Raw genomic sequence first — 19,877 nt, 5'->3', positions numbered from 1 at the left:
AGGCAAGCGGCCGGGCGATGGAAAGGGGCAGGCGCCGCCCCCCGTTCGCGCCGGATTGCGCAGGCAGGCAGTTGACCCCGCGCCGCGCCGGGCCGACAACGCCGTCATGCGCCTGTCCGATTTCGATTTCGACCTGCCCGAGCGGTTGATCGCCACCCGCCCCGCCCGCCCGCGCAGCGCCGCGCGGCTGCTGGTGGCGCGGGGCGATGCGATCACCGATGCCCATGTCCGCGACCTGCCCGCGTTCCTGCGCCCGGGCGATCTGCTGGTCCTGAACGACACCCGCGTGATTCCCGCCCGGCTGACCGGCACCCGCACCCGCGATTCAGACGCAGGCCCCGCCACCGCCCGCATCGAGGTCACGCTGCTGGAACCCGCCCCCGGCGGCCTATGGCGGGCGCTGGCCAAGCCGCTGCGCAAACTGCGCGAGGCCGAGGTGATCCGTTTCGGCGACACCCTGTCCGCACGGGTGGACCGCATCGAGGACGCCGCGCTGCTGCTCGATTTCGACGCGGCGGGCGAGGCATTCGACGCGGCGCTGGCGCAGGTCGGCGCAATGCCCCTGCCCCCCTATATCGCCGCGCTGCGCCCGCCGGACGAACAGGACCGCACCGATTATCAGACCGTCTGGGCGGAACGCCCCGGCGCCGTTGCCGCCCCCACCGCAAGCCTGCATTTCGACGATGCGCTGCTGGGGGCGCTGGCGGCGATGGGGGTGCAGACCACCCGCGTCACCCTGCATGTGGGGGCGGGGACGTTCCTGCCGGTCAAGACCGACGACATCAGCCAGCACCGGATGCACGCCGAACGCGGCATCGTGTCGGCCGAGGCCGCCGCCGCGATCAACGCCGCCCGGGCCGAGGGGCGCCGCGTGATCCCCGTCGGCACCACCGCGCTGCGGCTGATCGAATCGGCGGCCGCGCCGGACGGGCGGGTGGCGGCCTATGACGGGATGACCGATATCTTCATCCGCCCCGGCCATCGCTTTCGCGTGACCGACGGGCTGATGACCAATTTCCACCTGCCGAAATCGACACTGATGATGCTGGTATCCGCGCTGATGGGGGTGGACCCTGTCCGCGCGATCTATTCGCACGCCGTTAACGAAAACTACAGGTTCTTCAGCTACGGAGACGCATCCCTGCTGCTGCCCGAGGAAACATGCTGACCGTCCTGCGCACCACCTGGCCGCTGCTGCTGGGCATCCTGCTGCTGATGATCGGCAACGGGATGCAGGGCACGCTGCTGGGCGTGCGCGGCGGGATCGAGGAAATCCCGACCTCGCTGATGTCGGTGGTCATGGCGGGATATTTCGGCGGCTTCGTGCTGGGCAGCGTGGCGGTGCCGCCGATGATCCAGCGCGTCGGCCACGTCAGGGTGTTTGCGGCGCTGGGGTCGTTGATCTCGGCGGTGCTGATCCTTTACGCGGCCGCGCCGCACTGGCTGGCCTGGGCGGCCCTGCGGATGGTGATCGGGTTCTGTTTCTGCGGCGTCTATATCACCGCCGAAAGCTGGGTGAACGCCAGCGCCTCGAACGAAACCCGCGGCCAGGCCATGTCGGCCTATTTCATCATGCAGATGCTGGGGCTGGTCATCGGACAGGTGCTGCTGAACGTCAGCGACCCGGCGGGATGGATGCTGTTCGTCATCCCCTCGGTGCTGGTGTCGCTGGCCTTTACCCCGATCCTGCTGGCGCAGGTGCAGGCGCCGCGGTTCGAGCAGATCAAGCCGATGAGCCTGCCGCGGCTCTATCGCACCTCGCCGCTAGGCTGCATCGGCATTTTCCTGATCGGCGGCGTGTTTTCCGCGCTGCTGGGCATGGGTTCGGTCTGGGGCGCGGTGATCGGGCTGGATGTGGGCCAGATCTCGGCTTTTATCGCGGCGATCTCGATCGGGGGGTTGCTGGCGCAATATCCCATCGGCTGGCTGTCGGACCGGCTGGACCGGCGCAAGATCATCACCGTGCTGGCGGCATTCGGCGCCGTGGTCACGGCGGTCGTTGCGGCCAGCGACATGGGGATCTGGGGGTATCTGCTGGCCGCGGCGCTGGTGGGCGGCGTCGCGAACCCGGCCTATGCGCTGCTGATCGCCTATACCAACGATTTTCTGGACGCCTCGGACATGGCGGCGGCCTCGGCCGGGCTGCTGCTGGTCAATGGCGCGGGCTCGGTGTTCGGGCCGATCCTGACCGGCTGGCTGATGACGCTGATCGGGCCGCAGGGGTTCTGGGTCTATATGGGCGTGCTGCTGACGGGGCTGGCCGCCTATGGCGCCTGGCGGATGACGCAGCGCGCCTCGCCCAGCCTCGACCAGAATTTCGCCCTGCTGATGCCCGCCGCGACCCCGGTTGCGGTCGAGGCCGCGCTGACCGAGGCTGGCGACAGCCATTCTCACCCCCCTCAGGACGGGCCAACCGATATGCAGGACCAGCCATGACCACGATCACGACCGACCCGACGCCACAGGAAATCAACCGCTTCTGGATCGACGAGACCGGCCCCAAGGGCTGGTATGTGCAAAGCGACGCGCTGGACCGGCAGATTCGCGACCGCTTCATGGCGGCGTGGATCGACGCGCCGCGGCTGGCCGTGCAATGGGCCGGCACCGCCGACGGCGCGCTGGCCGCGCTGATCCTGACCGACCAGTTCCCGCGCAACATGTTCCGGGACGACGCGCGCGCCTTTGCCACCGACCCGCTGGCGCTGCGCATCGCCCGCGCCGCGCTGGAGGCCGGCCACGACCTGGCCACCCCCGAACCGGCGCGGCAGTTCTTTTACCTGCCCTTCGAGCACAGCGAAGAGCTGGCCGACCAGGATCTGGCAGTCGAGTTGTTCGCCCAGCGGATGCCGGGCGAAAACCTGCTGCATGCGCAGCTGCATCGCGACACCATCGCCCGTTTCGGCCGCTTTCCGTGGCGCAATGCCGCGCTGGGGCGCACCCCGACCGATGCCGAGCGCGCGGTGATGGACGCGGGCGGCTACGGGGCGCTGGTTTCCGGCAGACTGTCGCTTGCCGATCTGGCCTGAGCCTGCAAATGTGAACGCTATCAGACGCGGACGGACGAAGGGGACACCGATGGCACAGCAATTCGACGTGGTGGTGATCGGGGCCGGTCCCGGCGGCTATGTCTGCGCGATCCGCGCCGCGCAGCTGGGGCTGAAAGCCGCCGTGATCGAGCGCGAGAACCTGGGCGGCATCTGCCTCAACTGGGGCTGCATCCCGACCAAGGCGCTGCTGCGTTCAGCCGAGGTGTTCCACCTGATGGGGCGGGCCAAGGACTACGGGCTGAAGGCCGGCGATCTGGGCTTTGATCTGGACGCGGTGGTGCAGCGGTCGCGGGGCGTGGCGAAACAGCTGTCGGGCGGCGTGGGGCACCTGCTGAAAAAGAACAAGGTCACGGTGGTGATGGGCAAGGCCAGCCTGACCGCCCCCGGCAAGCTTTCGGTCACGACCGACAAGGGGGTTGACGAGATCACGGCCAGGCACATCGTGCTGGCCACCGGCGCCCGCGCCCGCGAGCTGCCGGGGTTCGAGGCCGACGGCGATCTGGTCTGGACCTATCGCCACGCGCTGGTGCCCAAGCGGATGCCGAAAAAGCTGCTGGTCATCGGCTCGGGCGCGATCGGGATCGAATTCGCCAGCTTCTTCAATACTCTGGGTGCCGATACCACGGTGGTCGAGGTCATGGACCGCGTGCTGCCGGTCGAGGACGCCGAGATTTCCGCCTTTGCGAAAAAGCAGTTCGTCAAGCAGGGCATGACGATCATGGAAAATTCTACGGTCAAGCAGCTGGACCGCAAGGGCAAGACCGTGACCGCCCATATCGAGACCGGCGGCAAGACCGTCACCCATGACTTTGACACAGTGATTTCCGCCGTGGGCATCGTCGGCAATGTCGAGGGGCTGGGGCTTGAGGCGCTGGGGGTCAAGCTGGACCGCAGCCATGTGGTGACCGACGAATACTGCCGCACCGGCATCGACGGGCTTTACGCCATCGGCGACCTGGCCGGCGCCCCCTGGCTTGCCCACAAGGCCAGCCACGAAGGGGTGATGGTGGCCGAGCTGATCGCCGGGAAAAAGGTGCACCCGATCAAGGCCGCGAACATCCCCGGCTGCACCTATTGCCAGCCGCAGGTCGCATCCGTCGGGCTGACCGAGGCCAAGGCGAAAGAGGCCGGCCATGAGGTCAAGGTCGGCCGCTTCCCCTTTGTCGGCAATGGCAAGGCCATCGCGCTGGGGGAACCCGAAGGCATGGTGAAAACCGTGTTCGACGCGAAAACCGGCGAGCTTCTGGGCGCGCATATGGTCGGCGCCGAGGTGACCGAGCTGATCCAGGGCTATGTGATCGGCAAGACCGCCGAGCTGACCGAGGAAGATTTCATGCACACGGTCTTTGCCCACCCGACCCTGTCCGAGATGATGCATGAATCGGTGCTGGACGCCTACGGAAAGGCGATCCATTTCTGAATTGCGGCAGCCGGGGGCCTTGCCCTCGGACCCCCGGGATATTTGAACACCAAAGACAGGCTGCGCGCCGGTTTCGCCTAATCCGCCCCGCCAAGGTTGACCGCGGCCACGCTGTCGCTTTTCGGGCGCGGGTCTTCGGGCAGGGTGCCGTGGACCAGATACAGCACCTGTTCGGCGATGGAGGTCGCGTGGTCGCCCATGCGCTCGACGTTCTTGGCGATGAAATGCAGGTGCATGCAGGCGGTGATGTTGCGCGGATCCTCCATCATGTGGGTCAGAAATTCTCGAAACAGCGCGTTATACATCTGATCGACCTCGATATCGCGAGCGCGGACCTCGGCAGCCAGCGTCGCGTCGCGGCGCACATAGCTGTCCAGCGCGTCGCGCAGCAGGGCGCTGACGGCCTCGGTCATGCGCCGCAGTGCCAGGCCGGCGCCGGGAATCGTCGGCATCTGCGCCAGCAGATGGGTGCGCTTGGCCATGTTCTTGGCGTAATCCCCCACCCGTTCCAGCGCCGAGGCGACCTTGATCACCGTCAGCACCAGCCGCAGGTCGGTGGCCCGCGGCGCGCGCAGGGCGATCAGCCTTGCGGCAGATTCGTTGATCTGCACCTCGAGCTGGTCGATCTCGCGGTCGCGGCGGCGGACCTCTTCGGCCAGGGGCTCGTCGCTGGTTTCCAGCGCGCGGGTGGCATCGGTGATCGCGGTCTCGACCAGCCTGCCCATGCGCACGACCTCGGCCTGGATGCTTTCAAGGTCGCGGTCGAAAGCGGACATGATGTGCTTGTCGCGTTGCATGGCAAACGTCCTTTCCGTCAGCCGATCCGGCCGGTGATGTAGCTTTCCGTCCGCGGGTCTTTCGGACTGGTGAAGATGTCGTCGGTGCTGGCGTATTCGACCAGATGCCCGAGGTGAAAGAACGCGGTTTTCTGGCTGACCCGCGCCGCCTGCTGCATCGAGTGGGTGACGATGACCACCGAATAGCGGTCGCGCAGCTCGTCGATCAGTTCCTCGATCTGGGCGGTGGCGATGGGGTCCAGCGCGGAACAGGGTTCGTCCATCAGCAAGACCTCGGGCGAGGTGGCGATGGCGCGCGCGATACACAGCCGCTGCTGCTGGCCCCCCGACAGGCCGGTGCCGGTATCGTCCAGCCGGTCCTTGACGTCATCCCACAGCGCCGCCCGGCGCAGGGATTTTTCCACCACCGCATCCAGATCGGCGCGGGTCGGGGCCAGCCCGTGGATACGCGGCCCGTAGGCCACGTTGTCGTAGATCGACTTGGGGAACGGGTTCGGTTTCTGGAACACCATTCCCACCCGCGCCCGCAGCTGCACCGGATCGACGCGGGGGTCATAGATATCCTCGCCGTCCAGCAGCATCTGCCCGCCGACCCGCGCCGCCGGGATGGTGTCGTTCATCCGGTTCAGGCAGCGCAGGAACGTCGATTTCCCACAGCCCGAGGGGCCGATGAACGCCGTCACCGTCTTGTCGAGGATATCGACGCCCACGTCCTTGAGCGCGTGTTTTTCCCCATACCACACCTGCACGTCGCGGCATTCGAATTTGACGTCCCCGGTTCCGGTCTGCACGCTGCGCTCCGCCTGTGTCATCTGGTTCATGGATATGGTCTTTCCGGCCGCGGTTACCAGCGGCGCTCGAACTTGCGGCGCAGCCAGATGGCGATCAGGTTCATCGCCAGCAGGAACGCCAGCAGCACGATGATCGCCCCCGAGGCGCGTTCAAAGAACGCCGGGTCGGCGCGCTGGGTCCAGTTGTAGATCTGCACCGGCAGCGCCGAGGCCGGGTCAAGCAGCCCCTGCGGCGGGGCCGAGGGATAGGTGCTGACGAACGCCACCATTCCGATCAGCATCAGCGGCGCGGTTTCGCCCAGCGCCTGCGCCAGCCCCAGGATGGTGCCGGTCAGGATCCCCGGCATCGCCAGCGGCAGGACATGGTGGAACACCGTCTGCATCCGCGACGCCCCCACCCCCAGCGCCGCATCGCGGATCGACGGCGGCACGGCTTTCAGCGCCGCACGGGTGGCGATGATGATGGTCGGCAGCGTCATCAGCGTCAGCACCAGCCCGCCGACGATGGGGGCCGAACGCGGCAGCCCGACGAAATTGATGAAAGCCGCCAGCCCCAGAATCCCGAACACGATCGAGGGCACGGCGGCGAGGTTCGAGATATTCACCTCGATCACGTCGGTCAGCCGGTTTTTCGGTGCGAATTCCTCAAGCCAGATCGAGGCGGCGACCCCGATGGGCAGCGCCAGCACCAGCACGATCAGCATCATGTAAAGCGAGCCGAGGATCGCGACGCCCAGACCCGCCGATTCCGGGCGGCTGTCGGACCCGTCGGGCGCGGTGATGAAACGCCAGTTGAAGCCCGCGCGCACCACGCCCTGATCGCGCAGCGCCATCGCCAGATCATATTGCGCGACCGAGGTTTTCGCGTCCCGCGCCGCCGTGTCGCGGGTCACGCGGCCCTTGAGCATCCCGTCCACCCGCGACGAGGTCATCATCCGCCACTCGATTTCCTGCCCGACCAGCGCGGGGTCGGCCAGCACCGCCCGGCGCAGATCGGCGCGGGCCTGCGCCGACAGGAAACCGGTAATGTCGCGCTGGGTCAGGCCCTCGACCTGAATATTGCGGCGCTCGATTTCCCGGGTCAGGGCCTGATCCAGCAGCCGGCCGTAGCTCATGGTCAGGACGCCGGCCATCTCGGCCGGGTCGCGGTTGCCGTCGGGGTCGACGACATCGGCCGCGATCACCACCGGGATCGTCGCGCGGGCCTGCACAAAGGCCGAGGCGCCGTCGCGGAACACCGTGAACATCAGCGCCGCCAGCGCCGCCATGGCAACCACCACCGCCGCGGCGCCATAGGCGCGGAAACGCCGCTCGGCCGCATTGCGGCGGCTGGTGCCGGGGTCGGTTTTCAGCAGCGACCGGCGGGCGCGCGCGGCGGGCATGGCGGGATCGCTCATTCGTATTGCTCCCGGTATTTGCGCACGATGTATAGCGCGAACACGTTCAGCCCCAGCGTCATCACGAACAGCGTCAGCCCCAGCGCGAATGCGACCAGCGTCTCGGGTGAATTGAAATCATTGTCGCCGGTCAGCTGGCCCACGATCTTGACGGTGATGGTGGTCATCGCCTCGAACGGGTTGCCGCTGATCTTTGCCATGGCGCCGGCGCCCAGCACCACGATCATGGTTTCGCCGATGGCGCGGGATGCGGCCAGCAGCACCGCGCCGACGATGCCGGGCAGCGCTGCCGGGATCACCACATGGCGGATGGTTTCCGAAGGGGTCGAGCCAAGCCCCAGCGCCCCGTCGCGCAGCGACTGCGGCACCGCGTTGATGATGTCGTCGGACAGCGAGCTGACGAAGGGGATCAGCATGATCCCCATCACCAGCCCAGCGGTCGCGACCGAGGCACTGCTGTTGCCAAAGCCCAGCGGCTGGGCCAGCCAGTCGCGGATCAGCGGGCCGACGGTTGCCAGCGCGAACAGCCCGTAAACGATGGTGGGGATGCCGGCCAGCACCTCGATCGCCGGCTTGACCACGGAACGCACCCGCCGCGTCGCGTATTCGGACATGTAGATCGCCGCGAACAACCCGACGGGCACCGCCACCAGCAGCGCGATCAGGCTGATATACAGCGTCCCCCACAGCAGCGGCAGCATCCCCAGTTTCGAGCCGCCGCCGAAACGCGGCGACCACTCGGTGCCGAACAGGAAATCCTGCCACGGGTAGAGGCGAAAGAAGCTGGCCGATTCAAAGACCAGCGACAGCACGATGCCCAGCGTGGTGGCGATGGCGATCAGCGAACACAGGATCAGCAGCAGCCCGATCATCCGCTCGACCGCGTTGCGGGCGCGGAAATCGGCCGAAACGCGCACCAGTCCCGCCCCCAGCCCCGCCAGCCCCAGCAGCATCGCGGCCGGGGACGCCAGCGCCCCCGCGCCGGGGATCAGCGGCCGCGCCAGCCCGCCCAGCACCAGCAGCCCCAGCGCCGGCAGCGCGGCAAGCAGCGCCACCTGCCAGCCGTGATAGGCCGGGCGCGAATGCAGCCGGCGCGTATCGCCCGCGACCAGCGCCACGGCGCGGCGGTGGCCCAGCAGATAGCCAAGCCCCGCAAGCCCAAGGATGGTGATGATTGTCGCAAGAGGTGACATGGATCCTCGAAAGCAGCTCCGGGCAGCGCGGCCCTGCCCGGCAACGGGCGCGGCCGCGGCTGCGGGCGGTTACGCGGTCAGTTCCCGCCCATGATCTTTTCCGCGGCCACCGCCGCCTGCGCTTCGGCCAGCTGCGGGTCGGGCACCAGCCCGTAATCCGCCAGCGGCCCGCCGGGTCCGGCAATGGCGTCGAGGGCGAAGAACCCGGCGAATTCCCTTAGCCCCGGGATGGTCTCAAAGTGATCCGCCTTGACGTAAAGAAACAGCGGCCGCGACACCGGATATTCGCCCGAGGCAACGCTGGCAACCGTGGGCACCACCCCGTCGATCGGCGCCACCCTGAGCCGGCTGGTGTTGTTTTCGTAAAACGACAGCCCAAAGACGCCGATGCCGTCGGGGTTGCTGTCCACGCGGGCCAGCGTCTCGGTATAGTCGCCGTCGATGTCGACCGCCCGGCCGTCGGTACGCAGCGCCACGCAGGCGGCGCGGGCGGCATCCTGACCCTCGGCCGCGGCCAGCGCCGCCCGTGTGCCCGAGATCTCGCAGCCGGCCGCCATCACCTTTTCCTCGAACACCTCGCGGGTGCCGTGCTTGGTGCCGGGGACGAACACCGCGATCTGCCGGGCGGGCAGTGCCGGGTTCACCTCGGCCCAGCTGACGGCGGGGTTCGCGACCAGTTGGCCGTCCACGATCACCTGCGCGGCCAGCGCCCGGTGGATGTCCTGCGGGGTCAGCGCGAAATCGGGGCCGCCCATCCCCGAGGCAAAGACGATGCCGTCATAGCCGATGCGCAGCTCGATCACCCGCGCCACCCCGTTGGCGTGACAGCTCGCCAGTTCCGCCCGGGTGATCGGGCGCGACGAGCTGGCGATGTCGATGGTCCGGGGGCCGGTGCCGGCGCAGAACTGCTTGATGCCGGCGCCGCTGCCGCCGCCCTCGACCACGGGGGCGGGAAAATCCGTATTGTCGGCAAAGGCTTCGGCGGCGATGGTCGCATATGGCAGCACGGTGGATGATCCCGCCAGCTGGATCTGCGCGCGGGCTGCGGCCCCCGTGGCCGAGACGGCCAGCAGCGCAAGACCCGAGGCAAGGATTTTCATCAAGCTCATCGGCAGCTCCTGCGTTTTGCCTTGAGTCCGGCATCCGGGCCGTTGCGTCTCATAGCGCCCCGTGAACGGCAAGGAAAGATTTCGGTGGAATCCGGGAAAACCTGCGCGAAACTGTCCACAGGCCGGGCCGCCGCAGGTCACGGCGCGCGGCCCTGCCCATGAAACAGGAAAGGGACCGGCGCGCGGCCGATCCCCTGTCTGCGTTCTTGCCGGATTCTTCCGGCACATTCTTCCGGCTCGGGCCGTCCCGCCCCATCCTGCTGGCCAAGGCTTTCGCCCAAAGCGCGCGCCGGGGCGGCTGCGGCGGTCAGTTCGACAGCCGCTCGATCTCTTCCTTGAGCCGCAGCTTTTCCTTTTTCATCGCTGCGATCGACAGGTTGTCCGAACCCGGCGCGCGCTGCGCACGCTCGACTTCTTCCGACAGATTCTGGTGTTTTCTGCGCAGTTCCGCGACATGCGACTGAACCGACATTCGATCCTCCTGCTATGGGTCGATGGAATCAGTGCAGCATGTTTCCGCGCCGCTGTCACCCGAAACCTCGCGTCCATCCGCCGGACCCCGGACGATGGCGGCGCCGTCGCGCAGCACGGCCCGGGCGGGCAGGCTCAGATCCTCGCAATCACGTTCATGTGCGGGGCGCCCGTGCAGGACAAAGGGCGCGTGCAGCCGCAGCCCGCCCCGCGCACCCTTGCGTGAAACGACGATGACGCGGCCCGCGTCATGCCCCTGCCGCGCGGCAAGCGGCAGCACCGACACCGCCCCTGCCCGCCCCGCCAGCGCCACAAGAATGCGGTCCAGCGCCTCGGCCCGGTGGATCAGCGTCAGCGCACCGCCCGGCCGCAGCCGCCGCAGGCCGGCATCGACCCAGGCCTCCAAGGTGGTATCTTCATGCCGGGCAGCGGCGCGCAGGGCGTCGGGCGCGCGGGTGCCGGCCAGAAAGAACGGCGGGTTGGCGATCACATGGTCAAAGCTTTCGGCGCGCAGCTCAGAGGGCATCCGGGCCAGATCGCCCGACAGGATCCGCGCCGCGATCCCCGTTGCTGCGGCGTTATGCCGTGCCAGCGCCGCCAGCTCTTCCTGCCGCTCAAGCCCGCTCAGCGCCACGCCGGGGATCCGCGCGCCCAGGCAAAACAGCGCGACACCCGCACCGCAGCCCAGTTCCAGCACCCGCTCGCCCCCGCGCGCAGGACAGGCGGCGGCCAGCATCACCGCATCGGTGCCGGCGCGATAGCCGCGCGCGGGCTGGCGCAGCAACAACCGCCCGCCCAGGAACCTGTCGTCCCGCAACCCGTCGCCCTGCGTCATCCAAGCCCGTGGTCGCGCAGGATCGCCGCCGCCATGAAATGATCGCGGTCCACCACCATCAGCCGCCGGGGCAGCACCCCGATGGAGCCTTCAAGCACGCTCATGTGCTGGTCGAACTGGAACGCGGGGATTCCCTCGGCCTGCAACAGGTCGCAGGCGCGGGTGATGGTCAGCGGATCGGTGGTGCGCAGCACTTCCTTCATCCCGCGCAAGCTAGGGCGCGGTTGCGCAACTGTCCACGCCGTGGCAATGGCAAAACGCAACGGCGGGGCGCGACAGCGGCGCAAGACAGGCCGGACGCAAACCGGGTGCGAAAGGGTGTTTTCATGGGTGTGAACGAAACCGTGGCCAAACCGCTGGACCGCCTGTCGGATATGCTCGCCCCCGAGATGGAGGCCGTGAACACCCTGATCCGCACAAGGATGGAAAGCCGCCACGCCCCCCGCATCCCCGAGGTGACCGCCCATCTGGTCGAGGCCGGCGGCAAGCGCCTGCGCCCGATGCTGACGCTGGCCGCGGCAAAGCTGCTGGGTTACGGCGGCACCCATCACCACCTGCTGGCAGCCACGGTCGAATTCATCCACACCGCCACGCTGCTGCACGACGACGTGGTGGACGAAAGCCGCCAACGCCGCGGCCGCCCCACCGCCAACCTGCTGTGGGACAACAAGTCCAGCGTGCTGGTCGGCGACTATCTGTTCGCCCGCAGTTTCCAGCTGATGACAGAAACCGGCAACCTGCGGGTGATGGAGATCCTGTCCAACGCCTCGGCCGTCATCGCCGAGGGCGAGGTGCTGCAACTGACCGCCGCGCAGGATCTGGCGACCGACGAATCGGTCTATCTTCAGGTGGTCCGCGGCAAGACCGCAGCGCTGTTTTCCGCCGCAACCGAGGTCGGCGCGGTGATCGCCGGCGCCACGCCCGCCCAGGTGCGCGCGCTTTACGACTATGGCGACGCGCTGGGAATCGCCTTTCAGATCGTCGACGACATCCTCGACTACAGCGGCGCGGCCGAGACCATCGGCAAGAACACCGGCGACGATTTCCGCGAACGCAAGCTGACCCTGCCGGTGATCAAGGCGGTGGCGCAGGCCGACGCCGCCGAACGCGGCTTCTGGCAGCGCACCATCGAAAAGGGCGACCAGCGGGACGGCGACCTGGACCGGGCGCTGGCGATCCTTTCCCGCCACGGCGCGATCGAGGCCGCGCGCGCCGATGCGCTGTCCTGGGCCACCCGCGCCCGGCAGGCGCTGGACGAACTGCCGGAAAACCGGATCCGCCAGCTGCTGGCCGAACTGGCCGATTTCGTCGTCGCCCGCGTGGCCTGAACCCGCCGCAGACCGCCGCGGGGGCTTCTTTCTGGTCCAAATACCCATGCGACCGCGCCACCAGCGCCGCGCATCCGCAGGCAGGGCGCCGCCCGCCGGGTCACGTCTCGGTCACCTTCGTGCGGTAATCATTTCTAAATCACTTGTCGTGTTATATGTGGTTCCCGGAAAAAGGCCGAGAAACGGTCCCAGGATGCAGGCATGAAGACACCCGAACGGCCCCGGCGCATCGCCGCCGACAAGCGCTATGCCGCCCCCTCGTCCCCGCAGGGCCCCGCTGCGGGCGGCGGCGGGCTGCCGCCGCAACAGGCGGCACGCCGCGCCAAACCGGCGCCGAAAAAACCGCGGCGCGGGAATTTCGTGACCCGCGGGGTGGCGGGGGCGGTGTCGCTGGTCTGGCGGGTGGTCTGGGGCGCGTTCTGGCGCACCGGGCTGGCGCTGGCGCTGATCCTGGGCCTCACGGTTGCCTATTACTACTCGACCCTGCCCGACCCGCAGGCGCTGTTTGACGGCCGCGCCCGAGGCTCGGTCACCATGCTCGACCGCGAGGGGCGGGTGTTCGCCTGGCGGGGCGAGACCTACAACACCGTCAGCGCCGACCAGATCTCGCCGCATCTGCGCAACGCCGTGGTCGCGACCGAGGACAAGCGTTTCTACAACCATCTCGGCATCGACCCGCGCGGCATCGCCGGCGCCATCCGCATCAACATGTCGCAGGGGCGCAGCGCGCTTTCGGGGCATGGCGGCTCGACCATCACCCAGCAGGTCTCAAAACTGCTGTGCCTGGGCGAGGGGTTTGATCCCACCAAATGGAAGGACGAGGCCGCGCACGAGGCCGCCTGTCGGGTCAGCTCGCTGTGGCGCAAGGTCAAGGAAATCCCCTATAGCCTTGCCCTGGAAGCGAAATATTCCAAGTCCGACATCCTCAACATCTACATGAACCGCAGCTATCTGGGCGCCGGCGCCCGCGGGTTCGAGGCTGCGGCCCAGCGTTATTTCGGCAAATCCGCGGCCGAGGTCACCCCGCCCGAGGCCGCGATGCTGGCCGGGCTGCTCAAGGCGCCCAGCTATTTCTCGCCCACCTCGAACCTGCAACGCTCGCAGGACCGGGCGGGCGTGATCCTGGGGCTGATGCACGACCAAGGCTACCTGACCGACGCGGATTTCGCGACGGCCAAGGCCAATCCCGCGGTGCTGTCCAAGGCCGCCGCCGCCCGCGCCGGCGGGTATTTCGCCGATTGGGTGATGGATTCGGGGCCGGGCTTTCTGACTTCGGAAACCACCGAGGACGTGACCATCACCACCACCTTTGACCAGACCATCCAGCGGCAGGCCGAACGCGCGCTGAAACGGGTGTTCGACGAAAAGGTCAAGGACGGCTCGCAGGCGCAGGCGGCGGTGGTGGTGATGTCGGCCGACGGGGCGGTGCGCGCGATGATCGGCGGGCGCGACACCACCGCCGCCGGCACCTTCAACCGCGCGACGCAGGCCAAGCGCCAGACCGGCTCGGCCTTCAAGCCGTTTGTCTATGCGGCGGCGCTGGATCAGGGGTTTTCGCCCAACGACATGATCCAGGACGCGCCGATCACCATCCATATCAAGGGCTCCAAACCCTGGACGCCCAAGAACTATACCCGCAACCACCTGGGCCAGATCACCCTGACCACGGCGCTGGCCAAGTCGATCAACACCTCGACCATCCGCCTGCAAGAGGCCGTGGGCCGCGAAAACGTCCGCCGCGTGGCGCGCGATTTCGGCTTTGCCCATGACCTGACCGCGGGGCCCTCGATGGGGCTGGGGGTATCGGAAACCACGCTGCTGGAAATGACCGGCGCCTATGCCGGCATCCGCAACGGCGGCACCGCCGTGCGCCCCTATGGGCTGGTCGAGCTGCGCATCAAGGGCGACGACAAGCCCCTGATCGGGCAGGCCGGCGGCATGGGGCAGCGGGTGATTTCGACCAAGGCCGCGTCCGAACTGATCTGGATGATGCGGCAGGTGGTGGACAGCGGCACCGGCACCCGCGCCCGGCTGCCGGGGCGCGAGGTGGCGGGCAAGACCGGCACCACCTCGTCCTATCGCGACGCGTGGTTCATCGGCTTTACCGAGCAATATGTGACCGGCGTCTGGATGGGCTACGACGACAACAAGCCGCTTTCCGGCGTCACCGGCGGCGGGCTGCCGGCCGAGATCTGGCACGCCGTGATGGAGGAAATCCACGAGGGCCTGCCGGCAAATCCGCTGGGGGTGATGGCGCCCGACGGCGGCGGCAGCATGATCGTGGCCAGCGACATCGTGTCGGCCGATTCGGATGATCCCCTGGCGGCGGCGCTGGCCGCGGCCGTGGCGGTGGCGCAGCCGGTCGGCGGCGAATACGACACGGGCGGGATGGGCGGGATGACCGCCCCGCCGGTTTCGGCCACGATGCCGGACGGCTCTGCCGATCCGCTGTCGGCCGCGCTGGCCGAGGCGATGGGCCAGGGCGCAGCCCCGCCCCCGGACCAGATGCAGCTGCTTGATCCGCAGGCCGCCGCACCTGCGCCCGCAACCCCGGTCCCCGCGCCGGTGCCGGTTCAGGCCACCCCGCTGACCCCGTCGTCGGCCCCGCCCCCCGCGCGGGCGCCGCGCAGCCCCGGCTCGACCGTCAGCGCCGCCCCGGCGCCGGCCCAGCCGCGCCCGGACGCTGCCGCCGTGGGCGCAGCTGTGGCGCAGGCGCTGGCCGGCGGCCCCGACGCCCGCGGCGCATCGGACGCCGCCGCCGTCGGCGCGGCCCTTGCCGAGGCGCTGGCGGGGGGCGCGCCGGCCAACCTGACGTCCGAGCGCGCCGTGAACGACGCCCTGACCGAGGCGCTGCTGGGTCTTGTCGGCAGCAACTGACCGCCGGCCACGAAAAAGCCCCGCCGCAGCGGGGCTTTTCCGCGCCAGGCTCAGCCTGCGCGTTGCAGGTCCGCGATCAGCGCCCGCACATCGCCGCGGCGGCGGGCCAGCATCGCGGCGATTTCCTCGCGTTCCGAGGCAAGCATGCTCACCCCCTCGATGATGAGGTTGAAAAACCGCACCTGTCCGCTGCGATCAGAGACATGCCACTCGACCCGCGTGGGCGTCTGCCCGCGCAGATAGGCGGTCGAATCGACGCTCCAGAAGGATTTGAGCTGCCGGGCCGCGCCGACCTCGATCCTCCCGCCCAGAAATTCCTGGAAACGCTTTCCATATTTGCGCGCAACATAGCCGCTCATCGCCTGCCGAAAGGCCGCGAAATCCTGCGCGCCCAGCTGGCGTGCCGTCGGCCCCAGCGCAGCGCGCGCCATCGCGTCGATATCGGCACGGCGGTTGAAGATCGACTGGAACGCCGGATACATCTGCGCCGGAGGCCGGCCCGAATTCACCGTCGCCAGCACCTCGTCGACCGTGGCGCGGACCAGCGCGACCGCCTGGTTGCCCGTCTGCGCCCCGGCCGGCAGCGCGGCCAGCACGGCCACCGCCAGAACGCCGCGGCCCAGGAAATCGCGCCGGGTGCTATTCGGAATACGGGTCAATGACCTCTCCTTGCTCTTTCATCTCATATTGGCGGCGCTGTATATACAGCAGCCGCATCTGCGCATAGCTGTCCGCACTTTCATGCAGAACCGAGTCCACGGTCGAGCCGAATTGCCCGCGATCACCCGCTTTTGACAGCAGCCTTGCCGCCAGCCCCGCGCGCGCGACATCCCTGTGGACCACATTCCCCATCGAATCGAGCAGCAGCACATCCACGACCGTGCCGACCAGATCGCGCTGCGTCGACGGCCCCAGCACCGGCAGTTCAAGATAGGCACCGGCCGGAAACCCCCAGACATGCAGGGTTTCCGCAAAGCCGGTATCGACCTCGGGCAGGTTGAAATCCTCGGTCGCCAGATCGAACAACCCGCCGATTCCCAGCGTCGAATTGACTAAAAAGCGGAACATATTGTGGGAAGCCGGCTCGGGGCGGCCTTGCAGCAGGCTGTTCACCACCTTGCCGGGCAGCGCCAGGTTCGAGCCGAAATTCCCCACCATTTCCATCGCGCCCGGCCCCTCGGCGGGTTGCCCGACGCCGGCCAGCGCCTGCGATACCGGTCGCAGCACCGCCGCATCCAGCGATTTGTTGAAACCGTGGACCTGCCGGTTCATCGGCTCGAACGGGTCCGCGATCTCGCCCGGAGGCGCCGAGGCGCAGCCGGCAAGCCCCAGAAACAGCACGATCGGAAAAGCACGCATCAACCTCTCCTAAATCTTTTCGTGCGAGAACACGAATCAACGGGCGCCGGGTCCCGTCTGCTAAACAGTCTGGGCGGCTTCATGCGGGATGGACAGGGGGGCAAAGGACGCGCGGGGGCGGGATGGCCGGACGGCTTTGCCGAATTGCGCGCCGCGCGTGGCGGCAGCGCGGGGCTGCTGGCGGGTGTCGCGGCATTTTCGGTGGCGGTCAACCTGCTGGCGCTGACCGGCCCGCTGTTCATGCTGCAAATCTACGACAGGGTGCTGACCAGCGGCTCGGTGCCGACGCTGACGGCGTTGTTTCTGCTGGTGACCTTTCTGTTCCTGATGATGGGGGTGATCGACCTCGCGCGCAGCCGGGTGATGGCGCGGGTCGCGCTAAGGTTGCAGGAACGGCTGGAGCCAAGGGTGTTTCAGGCAACCCTGGCCGACAGCGCGGCGGTCGGCGCGGATGATCACAGGCAGACCGGCCTGCGCGATCTCGATTCCCTGCGCCAGCTGGTCGCCTCGCCGCTGGCGACGGCACTGTTCGATCTGCCTTGGGCGCCCCTGTTTCTGGCGGCGCTTTACCTGTTTCACCCGACTCTGGGGGCGGTTGCGACGCTGGGGCTGCTGGTGCTGGTGCTGGCGACATGGCTCAACCAGCGGCTGACCCGCCCGCCGCTGCGTGACGCCGCCGCGGCCGAGCATCTGGCCGACCGCACCGCCGCGCTTTACCGAAACGAGGGCGAGCTGATCACCGCGCTGGGAATGCGGGGTGCGACACTGGCGCGCTGGCGCCAGTCCCGCCACCGGATGGCGCAATCCCTGCTATCCGCGCTGGACCGCGGCGCCTTTTTTTCCGTGTTTTCCAAAAGCTTTCGGCTGTTCCTGCAATCGGCGCTGCTGGCGGCGGGTGCCTGGCTGGTGCTGCGGCAGGAACTGACGCCGGGCGCGATGATCGCCAGCTCGGTGCTGATGGGCCGGGCGCTTGCCCCCATCGACCAGCTGGTCGCCGGCTGGTCGGCGATGCAGCGTGCGCTGGACGGCTGGGACCGGCTGGGGCATCTGCTGACCCGGCACCCGCCACAGCGGCCACGGACCCCTCTGCCCCGCCCTGCCGCACGGGTTGATGTGGCGAATCTGTCGATCATCCCGCCGCAAGGGGCCGTGCCGGTCCTGCGCTGCGTCGGCTTTTCCCTGGCGCCGGGGCAGGCGCTGGGGGTGATCGGCCCGTCGGGCGCCGGCAAATCCACGCTTGCACGCGCGCTGACGGGCGGCTGGCCGGCCGCCGGCGGGACGATTCGGCTGGATGGGGCGACGCTGGACCAATACGACCCCGATCAGCTGGGTCGGCTGATCGGCTATCTGCCCCAGCAGGTGACGCTGTTCGACGGCACCGTTGCCGAAAATATCGCGCGCCTGTCCCAGCCCGACCCCGCGGCGGTGGTGCGTGCGGCAATCGCGGCGGCGGCGCATCGGATGATCCTTGCGCTGCCACAGGGTTATGACACGCCGGTATCGCAGGCCGGCGCCCGGCTGTCTGGCGGACAGGTGCAGCGGATCGGCCTTGCCCGCGCGCTTTACGGCGACCCGGTGCTGCTGGTGCTGGATGAACCTGACTCGAATCTCGACCACGAAGGCAGCGCGGCGCTGAATCTTGCAATCCGCGGGGTCAAGGCGCGGGCGGGCGCGGTGGTGATCACCGCCCACCGCCCGGCGGCGATTGTCGAATGCGACCTGCTGCTGCGAATGGACCGCGGGCAGCCGGTCGCTTTGGGTCCGCGCGACGAGGTGCTGCGCGAAACCGTCTGCAACCCCGGCCCGCCGCGACACGCGGCCGCTGAAACCGGAAGGGGCGCGGCATGATTGCGTCGCAGCGCGTCCACAGCCCCGCGCCGGGCCGCGCCCCGGTGGCGGTCATCGGCTCGGCATGTGCGGACCCGGGCTTGCCCGCGCCGTCCCGGCCCCCGGCCAAGCTGTATTCCGCGCGCGGCGCGGTCTTGCTGGGGCTGCTCGGCGTGGTCCTGCTTGTCGGAGGCTTCGGGCTGTGGTCGGTCGCCGCCCGCATCAATGGCGCCGTCATCGCTCACGGCCAGGTCGAGGTCGAGCGCCACCACCAGATCATCCAGCATCCCGCCGGCGGGGTCGTCGAATCGGTCCCGATCCGTGACGGCCAGCAGGTCGAGGCCGGAGAGCTGCTGATCCGTCTGGACGGCACCACGCTGCGCAGCGAGCTCGCCATCGTCGAAAGCCAGTATTTCGAAGTTCTCGCCCGCCGCGGCCGGCTGGAGGCCGAGCGTGCCGACCGGCCCTTTCCCGAGTTTCCGGCCGAACTGACCCGCATGGCCCGCCTGCACCCCGACATCGCGGCGCTGATGCAGGGGCAGGAGCGGCTGTTTTCCTCAAGGCTGGATACGCTGGAACAGGCCGGCCACCAATGGGACCAGCAGGCGCTGCAAGTGCGCAGCCAGATCGACGGCATCGACGCGCAGGCGACCGCCCTGCACAGCCAGCGGGCGCTGGTGGGGCGGGAACTGGCCGACCAGCGCAGCCTGCTGGACCGGGGGCTGACCCAGGCGGCGCGCGTGATGGCGCTGGAACGCGAGGACGCGCGGCTTGCCGGCCTGATCGGAGAGATGCAATCCCGGCGCGCCCAGGGCGAAACGCGGCTGGCCGAGATCGGCATCGCCCGGCTGAAAACCGCCGCCGAGCGCCGCGAGGCCGCCGAGGCCGAGCTGCGCAACCTCGCCCCCCGCGAGCTGGAGCTGGCCGAGCGTCGCCACGCGCTGGCCGACCTGATCGTCCGGCTGGACATTCGCGCCCCGGTTGCGGGCATCGTGCATCAACTACAGGTCACTTCGCCCCGCGCCGTGCTGCGGGCGGCAGAGCCGGCGCTGTCCTTGATCCCGCGCGACCGGCCGCTGCTGGTCACCGCGCGCATCCCGCCCCGCGACATCGACGAGATTTCGGTGGGCCAGCCGGTGATGCTGCGCCTGGCGGCGCTGTCGGGGCGCGCGGCCGAGAGGGTCCAGGGCAGGCTGGAACGCGTCTCGGCCGACACGCTCACGGACCCGGTCACGGGGCAGCAGTTCTATCGCGCCGAGGTGACGGTCCTGTCGCCGGATCCTGCGCGCCCCGACCAGACCGCGCTGATACCCGGCATGCCGGTCGAACTGTATTTCCAGACCGGGGAGCGCAGTCCGCTGGCCTATCTGCTGGGTCCGCTGAGCGATTATTTCACCCGGGCCTTCCGCGAAGGATGAGCCGGCCC

General features: G+C 68.7%; 17 protein-coding genes and 1 pseudogene. 8 read left to right on the top strand and 10 right to left on the bottom strand.

Going from position 1 to position 19,877, the window contains the following annotated elements:
* The first annotated feature begins 106 nt into the window (after nucleotides 1-106).
* Genes queA through lpdA form a run of 4 tightly spaced genes read left to right on the top strand, consistent with a single transcriptional unit; the run spans nucleotide 107 to nucleotide 4,467 of the window.
* On the top strand, nucleotides 107-1,168 hold the full coding sequence (gene queA / locus BLW83_RS05585; protein WP_090847489.1) for a tRNA preQ1(34) S-adenosylmethionine ribosyltransferase-isomerase QueA: 1,062 nt from the start codon (nucleotides 107-109) through the stop codon (nucleotides 1,166-1,168).
* On the top strand, nucleotides 1,162-2,436 hold the full coding sequence (locus tag BLW83_RS05580) for an MFS transporter (protein WP_090846476.1): 1,275 nt from the start codon (nucleotides 1,162-1,164) through the stop codon (nucleotides 2,434-2,436). Before queA ends, BLW83_RS05580 begins: the two co-directional genes overlap by 7 nt.
* Complete coding sequence (locus tag BLW83_RS05575) at nucleotides 2,433-3,026, top strand: DUF924 family protein (protein ID WP_177172499.1); 594 nt, start codon at nucleotides 2,433-2,435, stop codon at nucleotides 3,024-3,026. Before BLW83_RS05580 ends, BLW83_RS05575 begins: the two co-directional genes overlap by 4 nt.
* A 49-nt stretch (nucleotides 3,027-3,075) precedes the next feature.
* The gene (gene lpdA, locus BLW83_RS05570) at nucleotides 3,076-4,467 is read left to right on the top strand and encodes a dihydrolipoyl dehydrogenase (RefSeq protein WP_090846474.1); all 1,392 of its coding nucleotides are present in this window, start codon (nucleotides 3,076-3,078) and stop codon (nucleotides 4,465-4,467) included.
* 77 nt (nucleotides 4,468-4,544) lie between these two features.
* On the opposite strand, the gene phoU is transcribed toward lpdA, so the two are convergent.
* From phoU to BLW83_RS05530, 8 genes are all read right to left on the bottom strand, one after another.
* The gene (gene phoU, locus BLW83_RS05565; RefSeq protein ID WP_090846472.1) at nucleotides 4,545-5,264 is read right to left on the bottom strand and encodes a phosphate signaling complex protein PhoU; all 720 of its coding nucleotides are present in this window, start codon (nucleotides 5,262-5,264) and stop codon (nucleotides 4,545-4,547) included.
* A gap of 17 nt (nucleotides 5,265-5,281) precedes the next feature.
* Complete coding sequence (gene pstB / locus BLW83_RS05560; protein ID WP_090846470.1) at nucleotides 5,282-6,085, bottom strand: phosphate ABC transporter ATP-binding protein PstB; 804 nt, start codon at nucleotides 6,083-6,085, stop codon at nucleotides 5,282-5,284.
* Between the two features lie 23 nt (nucleotides 6,086-6,108).
* Nucleotides 6,109-7,452 (bottom strand): phosphate ABC transporter permease PstA, encoded by a 1,344-nt coding sequence (gene pstA, locus BLW83_RS05555; protein ID WP_090846468.1) that lies wholly within the window; start codon nucleotides 7,450-7,452, stop codon nucleotides 6,109-6,111.
* Nucleotides 7,449-8,645, bottom strand: coding sequence for a phosphate ABC transporter permease subunit PstC (gene pstC / locus BLW83_RS05550; RefSeq protein WP_090846466.1), 1,197 nt, complete (start codon nucleotides 8,643-8,645; stop codon nucleotides 7,449-7,451). The genes pstA and pstC overlap by 4 nt, the downstream gene beginning before the upstream one ends.
* Nucleotides 8,646-8,722: 77 nt before the next feature.
* On the bottom strand, nucleotides 8,723-9,754 hold the full coding sequence (locus BLW83_RS05545; protein ID WP_090846464.1) for a substrate-binding domain-containing protein: 1,032 nt from the start codon (nucleotides 9,752-9,754) through the stop codon (nucleotides 8,723-8,725).
* 307 nt (nucleotides 9,755-10,061) lie between these two features.
* Nucleotides 10,062-10,226 (bottom strand): YdcH family protein, encoded by a 165-nt coding sequence (locus BLW83_RS05540; RefSeq protein ID WP_090846462.1) that lies wholly within the window; start codon nucleotides 10,224-10,226, stop codon nucleotides 10,062-10,064.
* 12 nt (nucleotides 10,227-10,238) lie between these two features.
* Nucleotides 10,239-11,060, bottom strand: coding sequence for a tRNA1(Val) (adenine(37)-N6)-methyltransferase (locus BLW83_RS05535; protein ID WP_090846460.1), 822 nt, complete (start codon nucleotides 11,058-11,060; stop codon nucleotides 10,239-10,241).
* Nucleotides 11,057-11,263: a putative signal transducing protein gene (locus tag BLW83_RS05530; RefSeq protein ID WP_090846458.1), complete on the bottom strand. Its 207-nt coding sequence runs from the start codon at nucleotides 11,261-11,263 to the stop codon at nucleotides 11,057-11,059. The genes BLW83_RS05535 and BLW83_RS05530 overlap by 4 nt, the downstream gene beginning before the upstream one ends.
* A gap of 123 nt (nucleotides 11,264-11,386) precedes the next feature.
* Here BLW83_RS05530 and BLW83_RS05525 point away from each other — a divergent pair, with 123 nt between their 5' ends.
* A complete protein-coding gene (locus BLW83_RS05525) occupies nucleotides 11,387-12,388 on the top strand; it encodes a polyprenyl synthetase family protein (protein ID WP_090846456.1) in 1,002 nt (333 codons plus the stop codon).
* A gap of 201 nt (nucleotides 12,389-12,589) precedes the next feature.
* Nucleotides 12,590-14,650, top strand: a pseudogene (locus tag BLW83_RS05520) (transglycosylase domain-containing protein); the annotation flags it as partial.
* A gap of 665 nt (nucleotides 14,651-15,315) precedes the next feature.
* Here BLW83_RS05520 and BLW83_RS05515 read toward each other — a convergent pair.
* Complete coding sequence (locus BLW83_RS05515) at nucleotides 15,316-15,924, bottom strand: MlaC/ttg2D family ABC transporter substrate-binding protein (RefSeq protein WP_245728648.1); 609 nt, start codon at nucleotides 15,922-15,924, stop codon at nucleotides 15,316-15,318.
* Nucleotides 15,905-16,624 (bottom strand): MlaA family lipoprotein, encoded by a 720-nt coding sequence (locus BLW83_RS05510; protein WP_090846454.1) that lies wholly within the window; start codon nucleotides 16,622-16,624, stop codon nucleotides 15,905-15,907. The genes BLW83_RS05515 and BLW83_RS05510 overlap by 20 nt, the downstream gene beginning before the upstream one ends.
* 81 nt (nucleotides 16,625-16,705) lie before the next feature.
* Here BLW83_RS05510 and BLW83_RS05505 point away from each other — a divergent pair, with 81 nt between their 5' ends.
* Nucleotides 16,706-18,472 carry a type I secretion system permease/ATPase gene (locus tag BLW83_RS05505; protein WP_090846452.1) on the top strand — a complete coding sequence of 589 codons (1,767 nt, stop codon included), beginning with the start codon at nucleotides 16,706-16,708 and terminating at the stop codon, nucleotides 18,470-18,472.
* Nucleotides 18,469-19,869, top strand: coding sequence for an HlyD family type I secretion periplasmic adaptor subunit (locus BLW83_RS05500; protein ID WP_090846450.1), 1,401 nt, complete (start codon nucleotides 18,469-18,471; stop codon nucleotides 19,867-19,869). Before BLW83_RS05505 ends, BLW83_RS05500 begins: the two co-directional genes overlap by 4 nt.
* Nucleotides 19,870-19,877: the final 8 nt, after the last annotated feature.

The organism is Paracoccus alkenifer (assembly GCF_900108405.1).
Taxonomy (GTDB): Bacteria; Pseudomonadota; Alphaproteobacteria; order Rhodobacterales; family Rhodobacteraceae; genus Paracoccus; species Paracoccus alkenifer.
This window is presented reverse-complemented; position numbering and strand designations above follow the sequence as displayed.